The sequence below is a fragment of the Glutamicibacter sp. NPDC087661 genome (assembly GCF_044743275.1).
In the GTDB taxonomy this organism is placed as follows: domain Bacteria; phylum Actinomycetota; class Actinomycetes; order Actinomycetales; family Micrococcaceae; genus Glutamicibacter.
This window is the reverse complement of record NZ_JBIUWE010000001.1, coordinates 876,154-898,388: the sequence shown is the minus strand read 5'-3', so window position 1 is coordinate 898,388 and position 22,235 is coordinate 876,154. Positions and strand designations below refer to the sequence as shown.

Below are 22,235 nucleotides of genomic sequence, written 5' to 3'. Positions count from 1 at the left end.
AGGAGCCCCAAGTTCTTGCTCGGTACACCGCTGACGTACCGTTAGCCCAGCCGGATACGTCAAGTTCGGAACTGTTTAAATGCCAGCAGGCCCGGACTCTGCATGAGTCCAGGCCTGCTGGCCATCACCAATTAGGCTGAAGATTTTCTAGATTAGAAATCCCAGTCTTCGTCTTCGGTGTTCACTGCCTTGCCGATCACGTACGACGAACCGGAGCCGGAGAAGAAGTCGTGGTTCTCATCAGCGTTCGGGCTCAACGCAGCCAAAATCGCTGGCGACACGTCGGTCACGGTCGACGGGAACATTGCCTCATAGCCCAGGTTCATCAGCGCCTTGTTGGCGTTGTAGTGCAAGAACTTCTTGACGTCCTCGGACAGGCCTACCGGATCATAGAGATCGTGGGTGTACTGGACTTCATTTTCGTACAGTTCATACATCAGCTCGAAGGTGTAGTCCTTCAGCTCCTGCTTGCGCTCCTCGGTCTCGTTTTCCAGACCCTTCTGGAACTTGTATCCGATGTAGTAACCGTGAACAGCTTCGTCGCGGATGATCAGGCGGATCAGGTCTGCAGTGTTGGTCAGCTTCGCATGCGAGGACCAGTGCATTGGCAGGTAGAAGCCCGAGTAGAACAAGAACGATTCGAGCAGGGTCGAAGCAATCTTGCGCTTCAGTGGATCTTCGCCGTGGTAGTAGCTCTCAATGATCTGAGCCTTCTTCTGCAGGTTCACATTTTCAGTGGACCAGCGGAAGGCTTCGTCGATTTCCTTGGTCGATGCCAAGGTCGAGAAGATCGAGGAGTAGCTCTTTGCGTGTACCGATTCCATGAAGGCAATGTTGGTGTACACGGCTTCTTCGTGTGGGGTGATCGCATCTGGAATCAGCGAAACAGCGCCAACGGTGCCCTGCAAGGTATCAAGCAGGGTCAGACCGGTGAAGACGCGCATGGTCAGCAGCTTCTCGTCTTCGGTCAGGGTTCCCCACGACTGGATGTCGTTGGACAGCGGCACCTTCTCCGGCAGCCAGAAGTTATTGACGAGACGGTTCCAGACCTCTACGTCCTTGTCGTCCTGGATACGGTTCCAGTTGATTGCCTCAACCTTGTTGGTGAGCTGAATCTTCTCGGTCATTGCCCCTCATCGAAAAGCTAAATCGTATTAAGAACTTTGCTTACAACTCTACCGTTCTTTCGAACGCCACCTGTACAGCAAGGCCCCAAGTTATTGTCAGATCGCTGACACGATCTGAGGTCGTTTTGATATGCAACAGCTGCCGTTGGACGAAACCATGCGGCAGCTGTTGCGTGATGCCATTGCCCGGCTAACCGGTCAATGGATCAAGGTCTTACAGTGCGCAGGAAACGCAGCCTTCAACCTCGGTGCCTTCCAGCGCAAGCTGGCGAAGGCGGATGTAGTACAGGCTCTTGATGCCCTTGCGCCATGCGTAGATCTGAGCCTTGTTGATGTCACGGGTGGTGACAGTGTCCTTGAAGAACAAGGTCAGCGACAGGCCCTGGTCTACGTGCTGGGTTGCGGCAGCGTAGGTGTCAATGATCTTCTCGTAGCCGATTTCGTAAGCGTCTTCGTAGAAGTCGATGTTCTCGTTGTTCATGTAAGGAGCCGGGTAGTAAACGCGGCCGATCTTACCTTCCTTGCGGATCTCGATCTTCGCTGCGACCGGGTGGATCGAGGAAGTCGAGTTGTTGATGTACGAGATCGAACCGGTGGGAGGAACTGCCTGCAAGTTCTGGTTGTAGATGCCGTGCTCCATGACAGAAGCCTTCAGCGCCTTCCAGTCTTCCTGGGTAGGAATCTGCATGCCGTCGAACAGCTCGCGGACGCGCTCGGTAGCTGGAGCCCATTCCTGCTCGGTGTACTTGTCGAAGAATTCACCGGAGGCGTACTTCGAGTTCTCGAAGTTATCGAAGGTCTCGCCGCGCTCCATGGCGATCTTGTTCGATGCAGTCAGTGCATGGAACAGGATCGTGTAGAAGTAGATATTGGTGAAGTCGATGCCTTCTTCGGAGCCGTAGTAGATGTGCTCGCGGGCCAGGAAGCCGTGCAGGTTCATCTGGCCCAGGCCGATGGCGTGCGACTTGCTGTTGCCGTCAGCAATCGAAGGAACCGAGGCGATGTAGGACATGTCCGAGACTGCGCTCAGGGCACGGATGGCGATGTCTACCGAGGTAGCCAGATCCTTGCCGTCCATGGCCTTGGCGATGTTCATCGAACCGAGGTTGCAGGAGATGTCCTTGCCGACGGTCTTGTAGCTCAGGTCGTCAGAGAACTCCGAAGCGGAGGAAACCTGGAGGATTTCCGAGCACAGGTTCGACATGGTGATGCGGCCGGCAATCGGGTTGGCCTTGTTCACGGTGTCTTCGAACATGATGTACGGGTAACCGGACTCGAACTGGATCTCGGCCAGGGTCTGGAAGAACTCGCGGGCGCTGATCTTCGTCTTCTTGATCCGAGCGTCGTCTACCATCTCGTAGTACTTCTCGGTGACGGAGATTTCGCTGAACGGTACGCCATAGACGCGCTCGACGTCGTACGGGCTGAACAGGTACATGTCTTCGTTCTTGCGAGCCAGCTCGAAGGTGACATCCGGAATAACAACACCCAAGGACAGGGTCTTGATACGGATCTTCTCATCAGCGTTTTCGCGCTTGGTGTCCAAGAAGCGGTAGATATCCGGGTGGTGTGCGTTCAGGTAAACGGCACCTGCGCCCTGGCGTGCACCGAGCTGGTTTGCATAGGAGAAGGAATCTTCAAGAAGCTTCATCACCGGGATGACGCCGGAAGACTGGTTCTCGATCTGCTTGATCGGCGCACCGTGCTCACGCAGGTTGGTCAGCGACAGGGCAACGCCACCTCCGCGCTTGGACAGCTGAAGCGACGAGTTGACTGCGCGGGCAATCGATTCCATGTTGTCTTCGATGCGCAGCAGGAAGCAGGAGACGAGTTCGCCACGCTGTGCTTTGCCGGCGTTCAGGAAGGTTGGGGTGGCAGGCTGGAAGCGGCCTTCAATGATTTCATCGACCAGGTGCATGGCCAGCTTTTCATCGCCACGTGCCAGGTGCAGGGCAACCATGCATACGCGGTCTTCGTAGCGTTCCAGGTAGCGCTTGCCATCGAAGGTCTTCAGCGTGTACGAGGTGTAGAACTTGAAGGCGCCCAAGAAGGTTTCGAAACGGAACTTCTTGCCGAAGGCGTGCTTGAACAAATCCCGGATGAAGTTCATCGAGTACTGATCGAGGGTTTCACGCTCGTAGTACTCGTGCTTGACCAGATATTCAAGCTTCTCATCGAGGTCATGGAAGAACACGGTGTTGTTGTTCACGTGGTCCAAGAAGTACTGGCGAGCCGCGTAGCGGTCCACCTCAAACTGGATCTTTCCATCTGGTCCGTAAAGGTTCAGCATGGCGTTGAGGTCGTTGTAGCTCAAGCCCTGGAACTGGGCTGGGAGCTCCTTTGAGCTATTCATCGTTGCTGCCGGTTCTGCGACGCTGGTGTCCAAAAGGTTTCAAGCCCTTCTTTGACGTTGAGAACGTCTTCTGAGGTTCCCATAATTTCGAATGTGTAAAGCACGGGTACGTTGCATTTCTCGGCAATGCGTTTTGCCGCAATGCAGTAGTACTCGCCAAAGTTTGTGTTCCCTGCACCGATCACGCCGCGAAGATTCACGCGGTTCGCTTCATGCCGCAGGAACTTCATGATCTGCGGCATGATCGAGCGCTTGCCACGCTCTCCGCCATAAGTGGGTATGAGCAGCACGTATGGTGCAGTTGAGATCAGCTGCGGTTCGGTCGCATAGACCGGAATCCGTGCGGCATCCATCTCAAGTTTGTCCACGAAACGCTTGGTGTTCTCCGAAACAGATGAAAAATAGATCAGTTTCGAATCGGTGAGTTCCAGCGGTTCCTGGGCCTCAGCATTTTGCCTATCGGCAAGCGCTGCAGGTGACATTGCTTTTCGCCTCCACTACAAGCTAGCGGATGGAATTCTTGATTAGTTGGCTGGAGCCAGCAGCTCGATCTTGTCTGGGCGGAAGCCCGACCAGTGATCGTCATCGGTGATTACGACTGGTGCCTGCATGTAGCCCAAGCCACGAACGTGCTCCAAGGCTGCCGCATCCTGAGAGATGTCTACCTTGTTGTACTCGACACCCTTCTTATCCAGCGCGCGGTACGTAGCGTTGCACTGAACGCAGGAAGGCTTCGTGTAAACCGTGATGGCCATGTCCCTGATCCCCTTTAAAAAGTCTTTGTTTCGGCTAAGATCCCGGATTTTCGGAAAAGTCCTAGCCATCCTCTCGGATGCCTCAAAACCACTGTTTCGAGGTGCTTCTGGTGCGAGCCGCACCGACGGGTTCAATACTACATCTTGTGTTTGGCGGGTCAAGCGGCCACAACATGATGTATTACAAGTATGTCATTCATCCACGGCAACGTCCACAGGAACTGTGGATATTAACCCCCGTTTAAACCGCGATTTCTCGCGGACTCGAGACCTTTGTCCACAGGTTGGCAGAAGTCCGCTGTGGGTTAAAAATTCTTCTTGTGAGATGTTCGTCGGCGTGTTCTGCACCCTCCATGTAGTTCGGGGTACACGGTGTGCACCACTACATGTAGTCTCGCCCCTGGCACCCACAGTTTGGCCGACGCACGACCGGCTGTGGAGAACGCGCAGCAAGGGCAGCTGGCGATTTGCCAGCTGCCCTTGCAACGAAGCTCAGTGGCGACGCAGAAGCGTCTTAGGCCGGGTAGGTGCGGGCACCGAAGATTCCCTGGCCTACACGCACGACGGTGGCCCCCTCGGCGATGGCCAGCTCGTAGTCTCCGCTCATGCCCATGGACAGGTGCTGGAAGCTTTCAGGAGCATCCTGCTGCAATTGGTCACGGGTTTCGCGCAGCAACGCAAAGCTGCCACGGATAGATGCTTCGTCCTTGGTATTTGCGGCCATGGTCATCAAGCCCACTGGCGTCAACCGATCCAGCGGCGCCAACCCGCCAAGCAAGTCCGCTGCCCCAGCAGCTTCGATGCCTGATTTGCTTTCCTCGCCGGAGGTATTGACCTGGATGAAGACTTCAAGCGTCCGATCCTCTGCCTCCAAACGGCGTTGCAGGGTCTGTGCCAGCTTCAGCGAGTCCAAGGCATGGAACTCATCAGCGAACTTCGCCACGAACTTCGCCTTGTTGGTCTGCAAGGGACCGATAATCGCATAACGCAGGTGCGGGAAATCCTCGCAGAAGTGCTCGTACTTGCCTTGGGCCTCTTGGACCTTATTTTCCCCCAGCGTGTCCACACCGGCAGCAATGGCCAATGCCAAGCGCTCGAAATCGATGGTTTTGGTGACCGGCAGCAGCCGAACCGAGCCAGCGTCGCGGCCGGCAGCCAGCGCCGCCGCGGCGATCTTCTGGTTGACAGCAGCCAGGTTGCGGGTGAAATCCTCGATGGTGGCCGCGTGGGTAGCGGCAGGTTGCGAAGCCAAAGCGCCAACTTTCTTGATGTCACAAACGTGTTGCTGGTGCCAAGGGCACCAGCAACAAGCATAGGCATAAAAGGACTAGAACAATTGCCGCCAATTGGTTTTAGCCAGATTCAGCAGCTCGTCGCCACGCCCGGAGAGCACGGTGCGTATGGCATACAAGGCAAATCCCTTGGCTTGTTCCAACTTGATTTCCGGTGGCATCGACATCTCCTGGCGGTCGGTCACCACATCCAGCAGCGCAGGACCGTCATGGGCCAGGAATTCTTGCACCGTGGCTTCAAGCTGCGCCGAATCATCTACCCGGTAGCCCTTGAGCCCCGAGGCGGTAGCCACGGCCCCGAAGTCGGGGTTGTGCAGATCGGTGGCGTAGGTGACGAACCCGGCGGCCTTCATTTCCAGTTCCACGAAATTCAGCGAGGAGTTGTTGAACACCACGATCTTGATCGGCAGCTTGTTCTGCGTGGCGGTCAGCAGCTCACCGAGCATCATGGCCAATCCGCCGTCCCCGGCGAACGCGATAACCTGGCGCTGCCGGTCAATTGCCTGGGCGCCCAGGGCATGGCACAGTGCGTTGGCCATGGAACCGTGGTTGAAGGAGCCGAGCACCCGTCGCTTGCCGGTCATGGTCAGGTAGCGGGCTGCCCAAATCACCGGAGATCCCACATCGGCGGTGAAAATCGCATCCTCATCTGCGTGCTGGTCGATCAGCCGGGCCAGATACTGCGGATGGATTGCAGCACCCGGCTTGGAGGGCGTGGCGAGCTCGTCGAGCTTCGTACGGGTCTTGCGGTAATGCTCCACCGCTGTCTCCAGGTGCTTGCGGTGGGTCTGCACCGGCAGCAGCGCATCCAGAGCCGCCGCGGTGTCCTTCACGGTGCCCACCAGCGGGATGTCCACCCGGGTGCGCTTGCCGATCTGCTCGCCGCGGATATCCACCTGGATGATGGTCGCGTCCTGCGGGTAGAACTGCTGGTAGGGGAAGTCGGTGCCCAGCATCAGGAGCACGTCGCATTCGGCAATCGCCTTGGCGCCCGAAGCGAAACCCAGCAGGCCCGTCATGCCCACATCGAAGGGGTTCTCGTACTCGATATGCTCCTTGCCTCGCATCGCATGCACGATCGGCGCCCCGAGCTTGCCAGCCAGCGCGATCACCTCGTCATGAGCTCCTGCCACGCCCGCACCGGCCAGAATGGTGACCTTGCGCGAGCCTTCGAGGATCTCTGCGGTACGCTCCAGCTCGTCTTCATTGGGCAGCACCCGCGGGTTGGTCTTGGTGATTTCCTGGGTGGGCGTGCGTTCCATCTCCGCCAACGCGACATCGCCGGAAATCACCAGTACTGCCACGCCGCGCTTCTCGATGGCCTCGCGCATCGCAATGCGCAGCATGCGCGGCATCTGCTTGGGGTCGGAAACCTGTTCGGCATAGACCGAGCAGCCACGGAAGACTTCCACCGGGTGGGTCTCCTGGAAGTAGTTGGAACCGATCTCCTCGGTAGGGATGTGCGCTGCAATCGCCAGCACCGGCACGCGCGAGCGGTTCGCGTCGTACAGCCCGTTGATCAGGTGCAGGTTCCCCGGACCGCAAGAGCCGACGCATACCGTCAGCTCTCCGGTGATTCCGGCTTCGGCCGCCGCGGCAAAGGCAGCGGCTTCCTCATGGCGGTGGTGGACCCATTCGATCCGCCCGTTCTCCCGCAATGAATCGGTCAAGCCGTTCAGGGAATCCCCCGGAAGGCCGTAAATCCGGCGCACTCCCTGGGTATCGAGCTGTTCAATCAGGTGGTCGGCTACGGTAGGCAAAACATTCCTCCTGCACAGAATTTTCCAGTGGGTCTATTCTTCACCCTACTGCGCCAGCCAACTTGTGTCATGGGTTTTTGACGCTGCCGAAGGTTCCTCCCAACACACCGGCAGGTGGCGCACGCAACGAGCGCTGCCTACCGGGCAACGCCGGCTACCCCGCACCGGTGCACCCAGGTCCACCGCGCCTTCTTTCCCGGCGTCCCGGGGCCTGTGGGCGAAGCGCGCCGCGGCGGATCATCGATGGGAGCCAGCCGTGGTATCCAACAGCATGCGCCGGCTCAGCAGCATGGCCAAGGGAGCGGCCGCCGCCAATGCCCAGGCCGCGTAGAGCACCCGCGCAATCACGGTGCTGCCGACGCCGAAAATCAGGAAACCCTGGATGAAGACAAGGCAGAGCAGCGCCATGGGATGCGACGCGGTCCAAGCCAACACGACCCAACCGGCCAGCAGCAGCGGTCCTCCGGAGAAGAGCACCAGGCCCGGTCGCCGATCCGATAGCCGCCCTGCGCTGGTTACGCCGAGGAAGGATCCGAGCCCGAACAGGACCAGCGCGGCCCAAACCCATCCCTCGGCCACGCCGGCGGTGATAGCCGCAACCGGCGCAATGAAGGTGAACGCCGCGAAGGTGCCCCCGTTGACCAGCGCTCCCAGTGCCATGGCCAGGATGAGCGGCCGCGTGGCCAACTGGCTCAGTTCGGCACGCACCGCGTCACCGCCCGGTGGACCGGGGCGTTGCCCGCCATTGGATAGGCTGGAAGCTGCAGCAGAGAACTTCAAGGAGAGACGATGCCCGAACCGCGCCGCATGGCCAATACCACCGAGCTGGCCGCCGGAAAAACCAACGGAGCGATCTGGAAGCTGGAACCCGGGCAGCGCGACCTCGACGCCAACGTGATCTCGCTGGCCCCGTCCGGAGAGATCGGGGAGCACCAGGGCCCGGAGCTGGACGTGGTGCTGCACGTCTTCGCCGGCTCCGGGGTGCTGCATACCGCCAGCGGATCCATCGAGCTGGCCATCGGCGACATCATCTATCTGCCCGCCCGCTCCCAACGGCGCTTCGTGGCCGGCGAAGCGGGCCTGGGCTACTTCTCGGTGCACCAGCGCAAGAAGCGGGCCGGGCTCATGCCCGCCCTGCGTGGCAGCTAGCTCCAGGCCCCGGTCTGGATGAAGCGCTCCAGCTGCGCGGCGTAGGGCTCCAGGTCCAAGCCCTGCTCGGCCACCCACTGCTCGTTGTAGTAGGTGTTCGCGTAGCGCTCGCCGGAGTCGCAGATCAGCGTCACCACCGAGCCCTGCTCGCCGCGTTCGAGCATCTGGGCGATGATTCCGAACGCCGCGTAGAGGTTGGTCCCGGTGGAGCCGCCGGCAAAGTAGCGGGTCTTGGCGCGCAGGAAATGCATGGCTGCCAGCGAGGCGGCATCGGGCACCTGCACCATCTGGTCGATTACCCCTGGCACGAAGCTCGGTTCCACGCTGGGCCGGCCGATCCCCTCGATGCGCGATCCCTGCCCCGTCGCGTAGCCCATGTCCCCGGTGCGCCATCCCCCGTAGAAGGAGGAGCCTTCCGGATCGCCCACGCAGATCCTGGTTTCGTGCCGCTTGTAGCGCGCATAGCGCCCGAAGGTGGCGCTGGTGCCGCCGGTCCCGGCGCCGACCACGATCCAGCTGGGGATCGGGTGGGCTTCGGCGGCCATCTGCGCGTACACCGACTCGGCAATGTTATTGTTCCCGCGCCAATCCGTCGCCCGCTCGGCATAGGTGAACTGGTCCAGGTAGTAGCCGCCGGTTTCGGCCGCCAGCGCGCGGGCCGCCTCATCGACCTGGCCGGCCGCGTCCACCAGGTGGCAGCGCCCGCCGTAGAACTCGATCAGCTCGATCTTCTCGCCGCTGGTGGATTTGGGCACCACCGCGATGAAGTCCAGCCCCAGCATCCGCGCGAAGTAGGCTTCGGAAACGGCCGTGGATCCGCTGGAGGCCTCCACCAGCGTGGTGCCTTCGTCGATCTTCCCGTTGACCAGCCCGTAGAGGATCAGCGAGCGTGCCAGCCGGTGCTTGAGCGAACCGGTGGGGTGCACCGACTCGTCCTTCAAATAGAGCTCGATCCCCCAGTGGGCGGGAAGTTCGAAGCGATGCAGGTGGGTGTCGGCGCTGCGGTTCGCGTCAGCGTCGAGCAGGGAAATGGCACGGCGTACCCAAAGATCTGTCATGGCTCCACTCTAACCGTGGCGAACGGTTTTAACCCTGGCGGCGTGGTACCTTCGGAATCGTGAAAAGAAGGCTGGTTACCGGCGGTTATGCCGCCATCATCCTGCTCGGCTTGGGCTGGGCGGCGTGGGCGGTGCTTTCCGCCGCCGGGCTGGAAACACTCGCCGGCGGGTGGATGGGGCAGGACGCCACCGTCACCTCGGTGCCGCGCATCGGGCAGCTGCCCTGGTTCGGGCTGATGGCCGCAGTGGCGTTCTACGCGATCTGGCAATGCCTGCCGCAAGAACGCACCGGGTTCCATCGCCGGCTGCGCCCCTGGGTGCTCGGCGCGGTGCTGTGCAATGCGCTGTGGGTGGCGTTCTTGGAGCGCGACCGCATCGGCACCTCGCTGGTGTTCGGCCTGCTCCTGCTGGCATTGCTGATCCGCATCGTGGTGATGATCGGCAAGACCCCTGCCCTGCAGCAAGTGGACCGGTGGATTACCCGCGCCAGTTTCGGGCTGTTCACCGGGTGGCTTTCGGTGATCGTGCTGGCCGAAACTGTCGCCTTCGCCGCCCTGTCCGGGGCCGACGCCAGCTCCCTGATGTTCAAGGGCGCCTGCGCCCTGTCGGTGCTGCTCCTGGCGCTGTTCCTCAGCGCGGTGAGCTTCAAGAATCCCATGGGGATCTACCTGAACGCCGGCGCGCTATGGGTGATCGGCTGGATCATCGTGGACCGCTACACCGGCCACGCCACCTCTCCCGGGTTTGCCACGGTGCTTTCGATCGCGGCGATACTGATGCTGCTGTGCCTGCTCAGCGCGCTGCGGACCCGCATTCGCAAGCTGCGCCCGCCCGCAGCCTCCCAGTAAATTCCCAGTTCGCAGTCAGCGCAACGGCGCGGCCTTGAGTGCCCACCCCCGGCTGGCTAGGCTGGGAGCTGAGACCTCAAGGTCCACCAGACTCAAGGTCCATCAGAGAGGAACAACATGTCGAAGACTGCCAAGAGCTTGAAGCAAGTTGAAAAGTCGCTGGCGAAACTCGCCAAGGCTGCCAAGGAAGAGCTGCCGAAGGAAATCCGTGGCGGCTGGAACGAGGCCGTCTCCGGTGTCAACACCGAAGCCATCAGCAAGGCCGGCGCCAACCTGATCGAGAATGTCGGCGGGAATTCCAAGGCCGCCAAGCGTGCCCGCGCCTCGGTGGAGAGCGCTGTGCAGGCCGCGCAGAAGAACCTCGCCGCCCAGGACAAGAAGTCCGGCAATGGCGGCAAGTTCCTGGTCATCTCGCTGATCATCGCCGTCGTGGCCGCGGTCGTGATTTCGCAGAAGAAGAACTAGCTGTCAATACCGAAGGCGTGGCACCTGCATAGGTGCCACGCCTTCGCTGTTTTCCTGGTTCCTTCCGCTCGGCCTACTTCGCCCGGGCCCGTGCGGTCTTGAGGGCCGCCGCGGCGCCGAGCAGCGCGATCACTGCACCCACCGGAATCAGCCAGAAGCTGTTCGCACCGGTATCGGCGAGGTGTTCGCTGGCTTCCGGCTGGGCTGGATCCGCGGCCTGCGGCGCCTGGGACTGGCCAGCTTCCCGGGTCGGATCCGGGACCTGCGAAGGATCGTGCGATTCCCCGCTCGGCTGCGGCGAGGGGTTCCGGGTTGGTTCCGCGGCTAGCTCTTCGCCCTGGTCTTCACCCTGTTCTTCGCCTGGCGCGTCGCTTGGTGCCTGGCCGGCCAGCTCGAAGACCTCTTCCACCGCACCGAGGTTCGCGAAGACGGTCTCGCCGGTGGCCTCATCCACCGCATCGTTATCGGTCACCATGTAGAGGTGGCCATCGGCTACGGCCAGCCCCTCCAGCTTTTCCTGGGTCCATCCGTTGGTTTCCTGCAGGGCAGGCAACGCATCGGCCGCCAGCTTCTTCTCGACCAGCGGCACCTCTCCGGCTACGGCTTGCGGAAGCCGGAACTGGTAGATCGCCTTGTGCTTGGCGTTCGGACCCACCTGGTTATCGCGTTCGATCACCGCATAGGAGCCATCGGGCAGGGCGGTGATTTCCGACAGGCCATTCCATGCACCTTCGGCAGCCGCGTCCAGCCGGTAGCCGTACCAGCTGAATTCCCCGGTGGACGGCAGGTACTTGCCCAGGCGGACGAAGTCCTCGCCGGGCAGTTCGCGCTGCACGGCGAACACTACTTCTTCCTGTTTCCCGGAGCCGGTCGCGGCAATGCCTTCCAGCCCGTGCTTGCCCAGCCCCGCCAGTGCAGGCAGCGCGACTTCTTCTTGCACCGCACCGGCCGCGTCGATGCGCACCAGCAGGTTTTCCGCCCCGGTGGCCCCTTCATGGGCGGCCCAGAAACCGCCCTCCGCGCGGGCGGCAATGCCTTCCAGGTCCAGTTCGGTACTGGCCGAGGTCACCGCCATCGACGATTCCACGGTGGCCGGGGTGCCGGCGCCCAGGGTGTAGATGCGCGGCTGGTACGCGTTGTCGCTGACCGCGAAGAGCTGCGAAGCATCGGCCGGGTTGGCCGACAGGCCGCTGAGCGCACCGAATGGCACCGGATCGGCGGCATCCGAGGACAGCTGCGGGAACTGCGGCGCGGCGGCGCCGAAGGAGTACAGGGACACCGCCGAGCGCACCTGGCCCTCATCGGTTTCCGAGGCGATGGCCAGCAGGTTGCGCCCGGGGATCGGCAAGATCCCTTCCGGGCCGTTGGTGGTCGGCAAGCTTTGCAGATAGCGCGGGCTGGATGGCTCGGACAGGTCGTACACGGCCACGAAGTTCCCGCGTTCGGCCGCGATGAATCCGTAGTCCACGCCGCCGAATTCGGCGATGGCCAGCCCTTCGGGCTCAACGCCCTTCTTCCCTGCGCGCTGCTCCGGGAACAAGCCCTGGGATAGCGCGAGGTGCTCGAAGCTATTGCCCGCATCCCACACCACGTCGCCGGTGGCGGAATCGAAAATCGTGAATCCGCGGCTGCCGCCCTTCCAGTCGCCCTCATTGGCCGTGGCCAGATAGCGGTCCTGGATCCAGCCGATGGCATCGGGCTCGCGCGGCACGCGCTTCAGCTCCCCGCTGGGATCGAGCACGCCGTCCTTTTCGGTGTCGATCCCCGCCAGATCCACGGTCCCGGTGCTGAAGGCGCCGGTAACCCCGCCCGAGGCCAGGTCCACCAGCACCACGCCGTTGTTTTCCTGGAGGGTTGCCGCCAGCTGGTTCTTCTCGTTGATCGTGACGTACTCGGGCTCGGGGTCTTGCGGGGTGTCGAGACCGGCCGCGGCCAGCAGCGGCAGCGCAATCGGTTCGGTGCGGGAACCGGAGGTGAGCGGGACTTCACGCAGCTTCCAGCCGGCCGGGTCCGCGCCTTGCAGGTCCATGATGGCGATCGATCCGGCCGGGGCTTGCGGCAGCGCGCCTTCGCCAGCGTCCTCGTCGCGTTCATTCTCGATGGCGATGCCCGCGTAGGCACCGTCGGCAGACAGCGCGATGGAATCGGGCTGGCCTGGCAGCGCAAAACTGTGCACCAGCGTGCGGTCGGCAATCCGCACCACATCCACCCGCCCCGAGGGGTCGCTGTAGCTGGCCGAGGTGTTCACCACCACGAACACGTAGTCGCCGTAGGCGGCCACGCTGGTGGGCTCGTCCTCGGCGCTGCCCAGCTGGTGCAGGCCCAGCAGGCCCAGGCCCTTCGGTGCGGCAGGGTTGGAAATGTCCAGGAAGCCGACGCTGCGCGAGAGCGCATCGGAGTAGATCAGCGTGTTGCCGTCCGCCGATACGGTGGGGATTTCTGCGGCGGTCTGGGCCGCGGCGCCCTCGGGATGGTTCTGGTAGACCGGGTAGGTGGCCTCGCGTTCGAAGTACTCCCCCGGGTCCGCGGCGGCGGCTAGCGGCGACAGGCTCGCGGCGATGACGGCGGCGGCCAGGACTCCCGGGGCCTTCTTGGATATGCGGTGCACGTAATTCTCCCCCATGCTGGTTGCGGATGACTCCCCAAGAGTTCCAGCACCACCTAGCCAGAAAGTGAATCTTCGGCAACTGGCAGCCAACCAGCAGGTGTCGGGCGTTCTCCCGCTCACATTTAGTTGAAATTGCGCAACTAAAAGCGGAGAGTGAAGCTGTACCCCAAGGAGAATCATGGAACTGCAACGCATCACCGTTCTGGGCACTGGCGTGCTCGGCGCACAAATCATCTTCCAAACCGCCTACCACGGCTTGCCCGTCATCGGCTACGACATCAGCGAGCAAGCGCTGGCCGCCGCAAACCAGCGGCTGGATGCCCTGGTTGCGCAGTACGCCCAGTACTTCGGGAACCCGCAGAAGGCCCAATCCGCCCGCGAGTCCATCGAACTGACCAGCGATCTGGCCGACGCGGTGCGGGAGGCCGACCTGGTCATCGAGGCGGTGCCCGAGAATCTGGAGATCAAGGCGCAGACCTACCGGAAGCTGGCCGTGCTGGCCCCCGAACAGGCCATATTCGCCACCAATTCATCGACCCTGCTGCCCTCGGATATCGCCGAATTCACTGGCCGCCCCGGACAATTCCTCGCCCTGCACTATGCCAACCACATCTGGTCCAACAACACCGGCGAAGTCATGGGCACACCAGCAACCTCCCCCGAAGCCTACGAAGCAGTGGTCGATTTCGCCGAGCGTACCGGGCTGGTCGCGATCCGGGTGCTCAAGGAGCAGCCGGGCTACGTGCTGAACTCGCTGCTGGTCCCCTTCCTGCAGTCCGCCAGCCACCTGCTGGTCAACGGGGTCGCCGATGCGCAGACCATCGACAAGACCTGGAAGCTGGGCACCGGGGCACCGCATGGGCCGTTCGAGATCTACGACATCGTGGGGCTGAACACCGCCTACAACATTTCCCGTGCAGGCGATGCAACCAGCCAGAAGTTCGCCGAGCTGCTCAAGACCCAGTACATCGACCAGGGCAAGCTCGGCGCGGCGGCCGGCGAAGGGTTCTACAAGTACAACTAGCCGCCGCGGGGCGCGCCACCAGGCAGGGGCGCGCCCTCATCCCAGTCGGCCAGCGGCGGAAGGCTCTTCGGATCCGCTACTTCCAGTCCCACCACGATCCAGTCGTGGTCGAAATCCGTGCCTTCGGGAACATGCAGGGTATCGACCACCGGGACAGGGCCACCTGCCAGTCCCCCGGCCTTCGCCGCACGTTCAGGATCCCGGTACTGGATGCGCACCACCCGGGCGGCGACTGCTGCCACGGGCACCCCCGTGCCATCGAAGGTGCCGTGGTCATCGAGCTCGAAGGAAATTTCCCCGCGCCCATTGCGCACCTGGGCCAGCTGCCAGCGCACGTGATCGCCTACCGAAAACGCTGAATGGCAGCAGGCATGGAGCGCTCCGTAGATTTCTACTGTGATCTGCATGTTCGGCAATCTACCCGATAGGATTGCCAGGTGGCCCATATAGACGTGACAGATATCCAGTATTTCCTTTCCGACGGCACCCAGCTTCTGGGCGGTGCGGCCTTCAAGGTCACCGCCGGCTCCAAGACCGCGCTGATCGGACCCAACGGCACCGGCAAGACAACCCTGTTCAAGATCATCGCAGGAGACCTGAAGGCCGACGAAGGCTCCATCAACCGCACCGGCACCCTGGGCATCATGCGCCAATTCGTCGGGCAGGTGCGCGACGACTCCACGGTGAAGGACCTGCTGCTGTCCACCGCCGCACCGGCTTTGGCCCAGGCCGCCGCCAAGGTCGCCGAGTACGAAGCCAAGATGCTCACCAGCGAGGACGAGAAAGTCCACATGCGCTACGCCGAAGCGATCATCGAGTGGGGCGACGCCGGCGGCTACGAGCTGGAAACCACCTGGGACAAGGTCTGCATGGCCGCCTTGGGCATCGGGTTCGACAAGGCCCGGGACCGGCTGGCGCGCACCCTGTCCGGCGGCGAGCAGAAGCGCCTGGTCCTCGAAGCGCTCTTCGAAGGCAACGACGAACTGCTGCTGCTCGACGAGCCGGATAACTACCTTGACGTGCCCGGCAAGCGCTGGCTGGAAGAGATCATGTCGCGCTCCAACAAGACCGTGCTGTTCATCAGCCACGACCGCGAGCTGCTGGACAACGCCGCCACCCGCATCGTGACCCTGGAACCGGGCCACGGCGGGGCCACCGCCTGGGTGCACGGCGGCGCGTTCGGCTCCTATGTGGAAGCCCGCAAGGAGCGCAACGAGCGCTTCGAGGAGCTGCGCAAGCGCTGGGACGAGGAGCACGCCAAGCTCAAGGAACTGGTCAACATGTACAAGACCAAGGCCGCGTTCCGTTCCGACATGGCCAACCGCTACCAGGCGGCCACCACCCGGCTGGAGAAGTTCCTGGAGGCCGGCCCGCCGCAGGCGATCCCGCTGGAGCAGAACGTGCAGATGCGGCTGAAGGGCGGGCGCACCGCCAAGCGCGCGGTCGTGGCCGAAAAGCTCGAGCTGACCGGGCTGATGAAGCCCTTCAATACCGAAATCTGGTTCGGCGACCGGGTGGGCGTGCTGGGTTCGAACGGCTCGGGCAAGTCGCACTTCCTGCGCCTGCTGGCCTCCGGCGGATCCGACCCGGAGCGCGAGCACCTGCCGGTCTCCGATGTGGTGATCGCCCCGGTGGCGCATGCCGGCACGGTGAAGCTGGGAGCGCGCATCCGCCCGGGCTACTTCGCCCAGACCCACAGCCGCCCGGACCTGTTTGGCCGCACCCTGCTCGAAATCCTGCACCGCGGCGACGAGCACCGCTCCGGAATGCCGCGCGAGGCAGCGGCCGGAGCGCTGGATGGCTACGGGCTGGCAGCGCAGTCCGAGCAGAAGTTCGAATCGCTCTCCGGAGGCCAGCAGGCGCGCTTCCAGATCCTGCTGCTGCAGCTCTCGGGGGCAACCCTGCTGCTGCTCGATGAGCCCACCGACAACCTGGACCTGCACTCGGGCGAAGCCCTGGAACGGGCCATCGACGCGTTCGAGGGCACGGTGCTGGCGGTGACCCACGACCGCTGGTTCGCCCGCGGCTTCGACCGCTTCCTGGTCTTCGGCTCCGACGGCACCGTCTACGAGTCCGACGAGCCGGTCTGGGACGAGGCCCGGGTGCAGCGCAAGCGCTAATCCCAGGGAACTGCCCGCGGGTATGGGTCCGGCACAATATGATGCCAAGCCCGTGCCTTCAGTTGCGCCTTCTGCGTTCTGCGGCGCGTTTGCACGCGGGACTAATGCTCGGGGTGCAGGTGAGAATGCGGGGCGTCCATCTGGTGCAGCAGCTGATGCACGCCGGGGTGCACCAGCTCCCAGCGGCGGTACTTTCCATCCCGCTGCACCTGAACTACCCCGGCCTTGCGCAACGTGGCCAACGACTGGGTCACGGTGTTTGCGCCCAGCTGCGCGGCATCGGCCAGCTGGGTGACCGAGGACAGCGGCGCGGCGTGCATGGCAATCAGTATTTTCATGCGGGTGGCATCCGCGCACAGGGCGAACACGTCGATCCAGTCCTGCAGCGATTCCTGAACTTCCTCCAGGGCGTTGGCGCCCACCTGGCCGCGCTCGGACTCAGGCATGCCGCCCCCGCGAAATAGTGGTTGGCAAAATCACCACGCAACCCCTCATCTGTGTGATCAAACACCTGTAGTCTGTGAACATCTACCCCACGCACCGCTCGGAAGGACCTCGTTCGTGCACAGCTACGTCCGGCGCGCCGCACTGATGCTCCCCATCCTACTGGCCACCGCAGGCTGCCAGGCCGCCGTCCCCAGCGACGACGTGCTGCTGCTGACCCCTGCGCTGCCCGAAACCCTGAATCCGCTGGCAGGTTTCGACAACAACGGTACGGGCAAGATCAACGAATCGCTGTATACCCTGGACGGGGAAACTGGCAGCCTGCCGAATTTGGTGCCGCTGCTGGCCGAGGGCGAACCGCAGATCAGCGCCGACGGGCTGCGCTGGAGCATTGCGCTGCAGCCCGGCATCAGCTTCAGCGACGGCAGCGGCTTCGACGCCGGGGATGTGGCCGCCAGCTACCGGGCCATCCTGGACCCCGCCAGTGCCTCGCCCATCGCCGGCGTGCTGGAAAACCTCGATACGGTGCGTGCCGTGGACGAGCACACCGTCGAATTCACGCTCAAGGAGCCCCAGGTCTCCTTCAAGACCGCACTGCTGATCGGCATCGCCCCCGAAGAACTGATCGCCGACGGGCCGGTGAGCAATTCCAGCCTGAACCGCACCCCGGTGGGTACCGGCCCCTACACGGTGCAGAAATTCGATTCCGCCCAGCTGGTGCTGGGTGCCAATCCCGACTACCGTTCCGGCGCCCCCGACGTGGCCCGGGTGGTCTACGAGCAGTCAGCCGACGACAACGCCCGCTCGCAGGCACTGGCAGGCGGCGGCTACACCGGCACCGTGCTGCCTCCGCGGCTAGCGGCCAGCTTCGCGGATCGCGACGGGTTCGAGGTGGTCACCGCAACCAGCGCGGACTGGCGCGGCATCTCGCTGCCCGCCGACCACCCGTTCACCGCCGATCCTTCCGTGCGCCTGGCGCTGAACCTGCTGGTGGACCGCCAAGCGCTGATCGACGGGGTGCTGGCGGGCTCCGGGCGCCCTGCCTACACCTTCGTCCCGGCCCAGTACGGCAAGGCCTACAACTTTGACGCCGTGTTCGCCCACGACCCCCAGCGGGCCGAGCAGCTGCTGGAGCAGTCGGGGTGGACGCTGGACGGCTCGATGCGCTCCAAGGACGGCCAGGACGCCGCATTCACGATCATGTACAACCCGGGCGACACGCTGCGACGGGACCTGTCCCTGGCCTTGGCCGCCCAGCTCAAGGAGCACGGCATCACCGCCGAGGTCGTGCCCGCCACCTTCGACGAAGCCGAGCCGCGCATCGGCACGGACGCGCTGATGCTGGGCGGCGGCGACACCCCTTACGATGTGGACACCCAGCTCTACAAGATGCTGCATTCAAGCTACCCGGAGGACGGCGCCTACTACGACAACCCCAGCCGCTACGCGAACGCGGCGATGGACCGGCTGCTGCACATCGGCCGGACCAGCACCGACCCAACGGCCCGCGACCAGGCCTACCGCAAGGTCCAGGAACTTTACGTCAAGCAGCCATCGATGCTGCTGCTGGCCTTCACCGACCACAACTACGTGCAGCGCAGCGACGTCCATGAGACGTGGAACACCGCCGGCACCCTGCTCGAACCCCATGACCACGGCACCGCATGGGGCCCGTGGGTGAAAATCGGCCAGTGGACCGGCAAATGAGCCTGACCGTCCTGCGCCCTCGAGGCGTGCCGCGGCTGCCAAGAGCCGGGCTGCTGGTGCTCCGCCGGATGCTGCTGGCCATCCCGCTGACCGCGGGGCTGACCGCAGTGGTGTTCTTCTTGGCTTCCGTCGCCCCGTTCAATCCGCTGGCTGCCTATCTGGGCAGCCGCTACGAGCACACCGGCGCCGCCGAACGCGCGGCCCTGCGCGCCGAGCTGGGCCTGGACGACTCCTGGTTCGGTGCCTGGCTCGGCTGGCTGGGCTCGGCGGTGCACGGCGAGCTGGGCACCTCGCGCATGCTGGCCCGGCCGGTCACCGAGGTGCTCGCCGAGCGCGTGCCCTATACCCTGCTGCTGATGCTTGCCGGGCTGCTGCTTGCCGTGGTGCTCGCGGTACTGCTGGCCTGTGCCGCTGGTCTGTGCCGCGGCGGGTTGGCCGACCGCGCCACCACCTGGATCGCCCAGCTGGCCCAGGCCATCCCGCCCTTCGTGCTGGCGCTGGTGTTCATCGCTGTGTTCTCGCTGCGGCTCGGGCTTCCCACCGGCGGCGTGGCGCCTCCAGGGCAGGAGCCGACCGCCGGGTCGCTGGCCGTGCATCTGCTGCTGCCGGCCACGGTGATGGCCATCAGCCTGCTGCCCTGGCTGGTGCTGAACCTGCGGGCCTCCATGTTCGATCTGCTGGACTCGGATGCGGTTCTCGCGGCTCGGGGACGCGGCGAGGGAGCCGGACGGATCTTGGTGCTCGAGGTGCTGCCCGGCGCCCTGCTGCCCTTCATCACGGTGATCGGCTCCCGCCTGGGCGAACTGATCACCGGAGCGCTGCTGGTTGAAACGGTGTTCGGCTGGCCCGGGATTGCCTCGGCGGTGATCGATTCCGCGGTGTCCGCGGACTTCGCGCTGCTGGCCGCGGTGACCGCCTGCTCGGCGCTGGCCGTGTTCCTGGGCAATGCCCTGGCCGACGCCGGCTACCTGCTGCTTGATCCGCGGGTGGGCGATGTCTAGCATCATCCGTGATTCCCGCTTGCTGCCGCTGGGCATCATCCTGCTGGCCGTGGTTTATGCGGTGCTCGTTCCGTTCTTCTCCCCCGAGGCGGTGGAGAACATCGACCTGGCCGCGGTGTACCTGCCGCCGGGGGCCGAGCATTTCTTCGGCACCGATCAGCTCGGGCGCGACGTGTGGGTGCGGGCCGCGGCCGCGCTGCGGCTGTCGATGCTGCTCGCCGTCGCATCGGCGCTGTCCTCCACGCTGCTGGGGGTGCTGGCCGGAACCCTGTCCGCCACCGCCGGCGGGCTGGTGGACCGGATCATCACCCGGCTGGTAGACAGCGTCAGCGCGATCCCGCACCTGCTGCTGGGTGTGGTGATCCTGGCGCTGTGGCCCGGGCAGGGGTGGGCGATCATCCTGTCCATCGCGCTGACCCACTGGACCCAGGTGGCGCGTATCGTTAGGGCCAGGCTGTTGGCCGAACGGGAGGCCGGATACGTCAAGCTCAGCCGGGCCTCCGGCGCCCGGCCGCTGGCGCTGTGGTGCACGCACCTGATTCCCGCGGTGCTCCCGCAGGCGGGCATCGCCGTGGTCCTGCAGCTGCCCCATGCCATCTGGCACGAATCCGCGCTGTCCTTCCTAGGCGTGGGGCTGCCGCCACAATCCGCGTCGCTGGGTTTGCTGCTGGAGGACGCCCGCACAGGCATCCTGGTCGGCGCTTGGTGGATGCTGGTGTTCCCGGCCGCGCTGCTGGTGCTGCTCAGCTGGTCCTTTGCCGCCCTGGCGCACCCACAGCCGCAACGCCGCCGCTCCGCGCGGCGCCTCGATTCTCTCGCTCCGCGACGAAAGGGCGGTGCCGCAGAAAAAGCCGATGGGCATCCGCTTCCACGGGGCGCAGGCTTGGTCTTGCGGGGATTGTCGGTATGGAGCAAGGATGATTCCCCAGAACGCTCCGTGCTGCTGGATAACGTCAGCTTCACTGCCGCCGCCGGAGCGGTCAACGTGGTCATGGGTGCCTCGGGCGCAGGAAAGACCATGCTGCTGCGCGCCGCCGCCGGGCTACTGCCTCAATCGCTGGAATCCACCGGCAGCGTCCTCGTGCCGGGAACCGCTGGCGGGCCCTGCCATGCCCCCAAGCTGGGTGAAGATCTGGTTTTCATTCCCGGGTCGGCGGCCACGGCGCTGAACCCGGTGCTCAGCGTGGGCACCGCCTTGCGCCGCGTACGCCGGAGCCACGGCCTGGACAGGTCGCCGGCCGCGCTGGCGGCGGTGTTCAAGGACTTCGAACTGGTTCCCGACCTGCTCCATCGCTACCCGCACGAGCTGTCCGGAGGCCAGGCCCAGCGTGTAGTGCTGGCCCTGGGCTTGGCATCCCCCGCCAGCTGCGTTGTGCTGGACGAGCCCACCAGCGCCCTGGATGCGGATACCGCGGCGGCCATCGCTCGGATCCTGCGCCGCTTGGCGGACACCGGGTGCACCATCGTTATGGTCACCCACGACGCTGAACTGGCCGCAGAACTCGCCGACACGCTGACCGTGGTCAGTGATGGGCAAGTGCTCGCATCCGCTTCCGGCGACGGGCAGGTCATCCCGGAATTGGAGGATAGCACCCCATGAGCCTTGAATTGTCTGCGGTGAGCCACCGCTATGCCAAGAACGTCCCCAGAATCCTGGATCAACTGGACCTGGAGGTCACGTCCGGCTCGGTGATCGGTCTGGTCGGGCCCTCGGGTGCCGGGAAGTCCACCCTGCTGGCCATCGCCTCGCTGATGCTGGCCCCGACAGAGGGCAAGCTGCGCATCGACGGCCAAGCGGTACCTGCCCGAGGGCACGTCCCGGCCGAACTGCGCCAGCGCATCGGCATCCTGCCGCAAAACCCGCGCAGCTTCGCGAACCCCCGGCTCACCCTGGGCGCGATCATGGCCGAGCCGTTAGCCCTGCGCGACGGGCTGGCGTTCCCCCGTCCGGGCCGCTATCGCCGCGAGCTGGAGGAACTGGCCCGGGAGGCGAGCCTTGAACCGGCGCTGCTGGAGCGGAAGCCCGGGCAGGTTTCCGACGGGCAGCTGCAACGAGCCCTGCTGGGCAGGGCGTTGGCCCTGGACCCGGCGCTGCTGGTGTGCGACGAGCCGACGTCAGCCCTGGATCCCGGCACCACTGCGCAGATCTTCACGGTGCTGCGCGAGCGGGCTCGAGCCGGGGCGGCGGTGCTCATCGCCTCCCACGACAATGTCTCGCTGGCCGAGCACTGCGATTCGATCCACCAGCTGTCGGCGCTGCGGCGCCCAGACCAAGGGGCACTACTTGGACTCCCCGCCCAAATGCCAAGCGATGATGTCGAGCGCAGGTAGCGGTGTAATCGGCACGTCGGGCTCCACCAACTGGGGAATTTCCAGCCAGAATTCGTGGTGGCCCTGCAGATCAGCCTGCACCTCTGGCAGCCAAGCCAGAATGAAAACGCGGTCGGAGCGCTTGTTGTCCCCTAGTATCCGTTCCTGATGCAGCCTGCGCACCTGGCGGCCAAAGAGTGGAATCAGCTCGGGA

20 protein-coding genes and 1 pseudogene are annotated in these 22,235 nt (G+C 63.9%); 9 read left to right on the top strand and 12 right to left on the bottom strand.

Going from position 1 to position 22,235, the window contains the following annotated elements; translation table 11 throughout:
• Positions 1 to 152: 152 nt before the first annotated feature.
• The 7 genes and pseudogenes from nrdF to ACIOTN_RS04230 form a co-directional block, all read right to left on the bottom strand.
• Entirely contained in the window at positions 153 to 1,127 is a 975-nt protein-coding gene (nrdF, locus tag ACIOTN_RS04260) for a class 1b ribonucleoside-diphosphate reductase subunit beta (protein WP_105658533.1), read from the bottom strand.
• A 214-nt stretch (positions 1,128 to 1,341) separates the two neighbouring features.
• Complete coding sequence (gene nrdE / locus ACIOTN_RS04255) at positions 1,342 to 3,480, bottom strand: class 1b ribonucleoside-diphosphate reductase subunit alpha (RefSeq protein WP_105658532.1); 2,139 nt, start codon at positions 3,478 to 3,480, stop codon at positions 1,342 to 1,344.
• Positions 3,477 to 3,962: a class Ib ribonucleoside-diphosphate reductase assembly flavoprotein NrdI gene (gene nrdI / locus ACIOTN_RS04250; RefSeq protein ID WP_105658531.1), complete on the bottom strand. Its 486-nt coding sequence runs from the start codon at positions 3,960 to 3,962 to the stop codon at positions 3,477 to 3,479. Before nrdI ends, nrdE begins: the two co-directional genes overlap by 4 nt.
• Positions 3,963 to 4,004: 42 nt before the next feature.
• Complete coding sequence (nrdH, locus tag ACIOTN_RS04245; protein ID WP_013349130.1) at positions 4,005 to 4,235, bottom strand: glutaredoxin-like protein NrdH; 231 nt, start codon at positions 4,233 to 4,235, stop codon at positions 4,005 to 4,007.
• A gap of 514 nt (positions 4,236 to 4,749) precedes the next feature.
• Positions 4,750 to 5,487: a YggS family pyridoxal phosphate-dependent enzyme gene (locus ACIOTN_RS04240; protein ID WP_105658530.1), complete on the bottom strand. Its 738-nt coding sequence runs from the start codon at positions 5,485 to 5,487 to the stop codon at positions 4,750 to 4,752.
• A 75-nt stretch (positions 5,488 to 5,562) separates the two neighbouring features.
• Entirely contained in the window at positions 5,563 to 7,287 is a 1,725-nt protein-coding gene (gene poxB, locus ACIOTN_RS04235; RefSeq protein WP_105658529.1) for a ubiquinone-dependent pyruvate dehydrogenase, read from the bottom strand.
• 321 nt (positions 7,288 to 7,608) lie between these two features.
• Positions 7,609 to 7,992, bottom strand: a pseudogene (locus tag ACIOTN_RS04230) (Cmx/CmrA family chloramphenicol efflux MFS transporter); the annotation flags it as partial.
• 84 nt (positions 7,993 to 8,076) lie between these two features.
• Between ACIOTN_RS04230 and ACIOTN_RS04225 the strand changes: the two are divergent.
• A complete protein-coding gene (locus ACIOTN_RS04225; RefSeq protein ID WP_105658528.1) occupies positions 8,077 to 8,436 on the top strand; it encodes a cupin domain-containing protein in 360 nt (119 codons plus the stop codon).
• On the opposite strand, the gene ACIOTN_RS04220 is transcribed toward ACIOTN_RS04225, so the two are convergent.
• On the bottom strand, positions 8,433 to 9,494 hold the full coding sequence (locus tag ACIOTN_RS04220) for a PLP-dependent cysteine synthase family protein (RefSeq protein WP_105661400.1): 1,062 nt from the start codon (positions 9,492 to 9,494) through the stop codon (positions 8,433 to 8,435). The genes ACIOTN_RS04225 and ACIOTN_RS04220 overlap by 4 nt on opposite strands.
• Before the next feature lie 59 nt (positions 9,495 to 9,553).
• On the opposite strand from ACIOTN_RS04220, the gene ACIOTN_RS04215 reads away from it, so the two are divergent.
• Together ACIOTN_RS04215 and ACIOTN_RS04210 are read left to right on the top strand one after the other, a co-directional pair.
• A complete protein-coding gene (locus ACIOTN_RS04215) occupies positions 9,554 to 10,342 on the top strand; it encodes a hypothetical protein (protein WP_105661401.1) in 789 nt (262 codons plus the stop codon).
• Positions 10,343 to 10,459: 117 nt separating this feature from the next.
• On the top strand, positions 10,460 to 10,807 hold the full coding sequence (locus ACIOTN_RS04210; RefSeq protein ID WP_105658525.1) for a hypothetical protein: 348 nt from the start codon (positions 10,460 to 10,462) through the stop codon (positions 10,805 to 10,807).
• Positions 10,808 to 10,880: 73 nt separating this feature from the next.
• Here the strand turns inward: ACIOTN_RS04210 and ACIOTN_RS04205 are convergent, their stop codons facing one another.
• Entirely contained in the window at positions 10,881 to 13,415 is a 2,535-nt protein-coding gene (locus ACIOTN_RS04205; protein ID WP_402734802.1) for an esterase-like activity of phytase family protein, read from the bottom strand.
• A gap of 178 nt (positions 13,416 to 13,593) precedes the next feature.
• Between ACIOTN_RS04205 and ACIOTN_RS04200 the strand changes: the two genes are divergently transcribed.
• Complete coding sequence (locus ACIOTN_RS04200) at positions 13,594 to 14,439, top strand: 3-hydroxyacyl-CoA dehydrogenase (RefSeq protein WP_181148916.1); 846 nt, start codon at positions 13,594 to 13,596, stop codon at positions 14,437 to 14,439.
• On the opposite strand, the gene ACIOTN_RS04195 is transcribed toward ACIOTN_RS04200, so the two are convergent.
• On the bottom strand, positions 14,436 to 14,846 hold the full coding sequence (locus ACIOTN_RS04195) for a hypothetical protein (protein WP_105658522.1): 411 nt from the start codon (positions 14,844 to 14,846) through the stop codon (positions 14,436 to 14,438). The genes ACIOTN_RS04200 and ACIOTN_RS04195 overlap by 4 nt on opposite strands.
• 30 nt (positions 14,847 to 14,876) lie before the next feature.
• On the opposite strand from ACIOTN_RS04195, the gene ACIOTN_RS04190 reads away from it, so the two are divergent.
• Positions 14,877 to 16,559: an ABC-F family ATP-binding cassette domain-containing protein gene (locus ACIOTN_RS04190; RefSeq protein ID WP_402473296.1), complete on the top strand. Its 1,683-nt coding sequence runs from the start codon at positions 14,877 to 14,879 to the stop codon at positions 16,557 to 16,559.
• Between the two features lie 101 nt (positions 16,560 to 16,660).
• On the opposite strand, the gene ACIOTN_RS04185 is transcribed toward ACIOTN_RS04190, so the two are convergent.
• Positions 16,661 to 17,005, bottom strand: a complete 345-nt coding sequence (locus tag ACIOTN_RS04185; protein WP_105658520.1) for a helix-turn-helix transcriptional regulator — start codon at positions 17,003 to 17,005, stop codon at positions 16,661 to 16,663.
• Between the two features lie 115 nt (positions 17,006 to 17,120).
• On the opposite strand from ACIOTN_RS04185, the gene ACIOTN_RS04180 reads away from it, so the two are divergent.
• From ACIOTN_RS04180 to ACIOTN_RS04165, 4 genes are read left to right on the top strand one after another with little or no spacing between them, the layout of a single operon-like run.
• Positions 17,121 to 18,710: an ABC transporter substrate-binding protein gene (locus ACIOTN_RS04180; protein ID WP_402734801.1), complete on the top strand. Its 1,590-nt coding sequence runs from the start codon at positions 17,121 to 17,123 to the stop codon at positions 18,708 to 18,710.
• A complete protein-coding gene (locus ACIOTN_RS04175; protein WP_105661406.1) occupies positions 18,707 to 19,711 on the top strand; it encodes an ABC transporter permease in 1,005 nt (334 codons plus the stop codon). The genes ACIOTN_RS04180 and ACIOTN_RS04175 overlap by 4 nt, the downstream gene beginning before the upstream one ends.
• On the top strand, positions 19,704 to 21,311 hold the full coding sequence (locus ACIOTN_RS04170) for an ABC transporter permease subunit (protein WP_181149004.1): 1,608 nt from the start codon (positions 19,704 to 19,706) through the stop codon (positions 21,309 to 21,311). Before ACIOTN_RS04175 ends, ACIOTN_RS04170 begins: the two co-directional genes overlap by 8 nt.
• The gene (locus tag ACIOTN_RS04165) at positions 21,308 to 22,042 is read left to right on the top strand and encodes an ABC transporter ATP-binding protein (RefSeq protein WP_105661408.1); all 735 of its coding nucleotides are present in this window, start codon (positions 21,308 to 21,310) and stop codon (positions 22,040 to 22,042) included. The genes ACIOTN_RS04170 and ACIOTN_RS04165 overlap by 4 nt, the downstream gene beginning before the upstream one ends.
• On the opposite strand, the gene ACIOTN_RS04160 is transcribed toward ACIOTN_RS04165, so the two are convergent.
• Positions 21,992 to 22,204, bottom strand: coding sequence for a hypothetical protein (locus tag ACIOTN_RS04160; protein ID WP_402734800.1), 213 nt, complete (start codon positions 22,202 to 22,204; stop codon positions 21,992 to 21,994). The two genes, ACIOTN_RS04165 and ACIOTN_RS04160, sit on opposite strands and share 51 nt — an antisense overlap.
• Between the last annotated feature and the right edge of the window lie 31 nt (positions 22,205 to 22,235).

Coding starts and splice junctions, on each gene's coding strand:
- nrdF (WP_105658533.1), bottom strand. CDS start 1,127: ATGACCGAGAAGATTCAGCTCACCAACAAGGTTGAGGCAATCAACTGG.
- nrdE (WP_105658532.1), bottom strand. CDS start 3,480: ATGAATAGCTCAAAGGAGCTCCCAGCCCAGTTCCAGGGCTTGAGCTAC.
- nrdI (WP_105658531.1), bottom strand. CDS start 3,962: ATGTCACCTGCAGCGCTTGCCGATAGGCAAAATGCTGAGGCCCAGGAA.
- nrdH (WP_013349130.1), bottom strand. CDS start 4,235: ATGGCCATCACGGTTTACACGAAGCCTTCCTGCGTTCAGTGCAACGCT.
- ACIOTN_RS04225 (WP_105658528.1), top strand. CDS start 8,077: ATGCCCGAACCGCGCCGCATGGCCAATACCACCGAGCTGGCCGCCGGA.
- ACIOTN_RS04220 (WP_105661400.1), bottom strand. CDS start 9,494: ATGACAGATCTTTGGGTACGCCGTGCCATTTCCCTGCTCGACGCTGAC.
- ACIOTN_RS04210 (WP_105658525.1), top strand. CDS start 10,460: ATGTCGAAGACTGCCAAGAGCTTGAAGCAAGTTGAAAAGTCGCTGGCG.
- ACIOTN_RS04200 (WP_181148916.1), top strand. CDS start 13,594: ATGGAACTGCAACGCATCACCGTTCTGGGCACTGGCGTGCTCGGCGCA.
- ACIOTN_RS04195 (WP_105658522.1), bottom strand. CDS start 14,846: ATGCAGATCACAGTAGAAATCTACGGAGCGCTCCATGCCTGCTGCCAT.
- ACIOTN_RS04185 (WP_105658520.1), bottom strand. CDS start 17,005: ATGCCTGAGTCCGAGCGCGGCCAGGTGGGCGCCAACGCCCTGGAGGAA.
- ACIOTN_RS04175 (WP_105661406.1), top strand. CDS start 18,707: ATGAGCCTGACCGTCCTGCGCCCTCGAGGCGTGCCGCGGCTGCCAAGA.
- ACIOTN_RS04170 (WP_181149004.1), top strand. CDS start 19,704: ATGTCTAGCATCATCCGTGATTCCCGCTTGCTGCCGCTGGGCATCATC.
- ACIOTN_RS04165 (WP_105661408.1), top strand. CDS start 21,308: ATGAGCCTTGAATTGTCTGCGGTGAGCCACCGCTATGCCAAGAACGTC.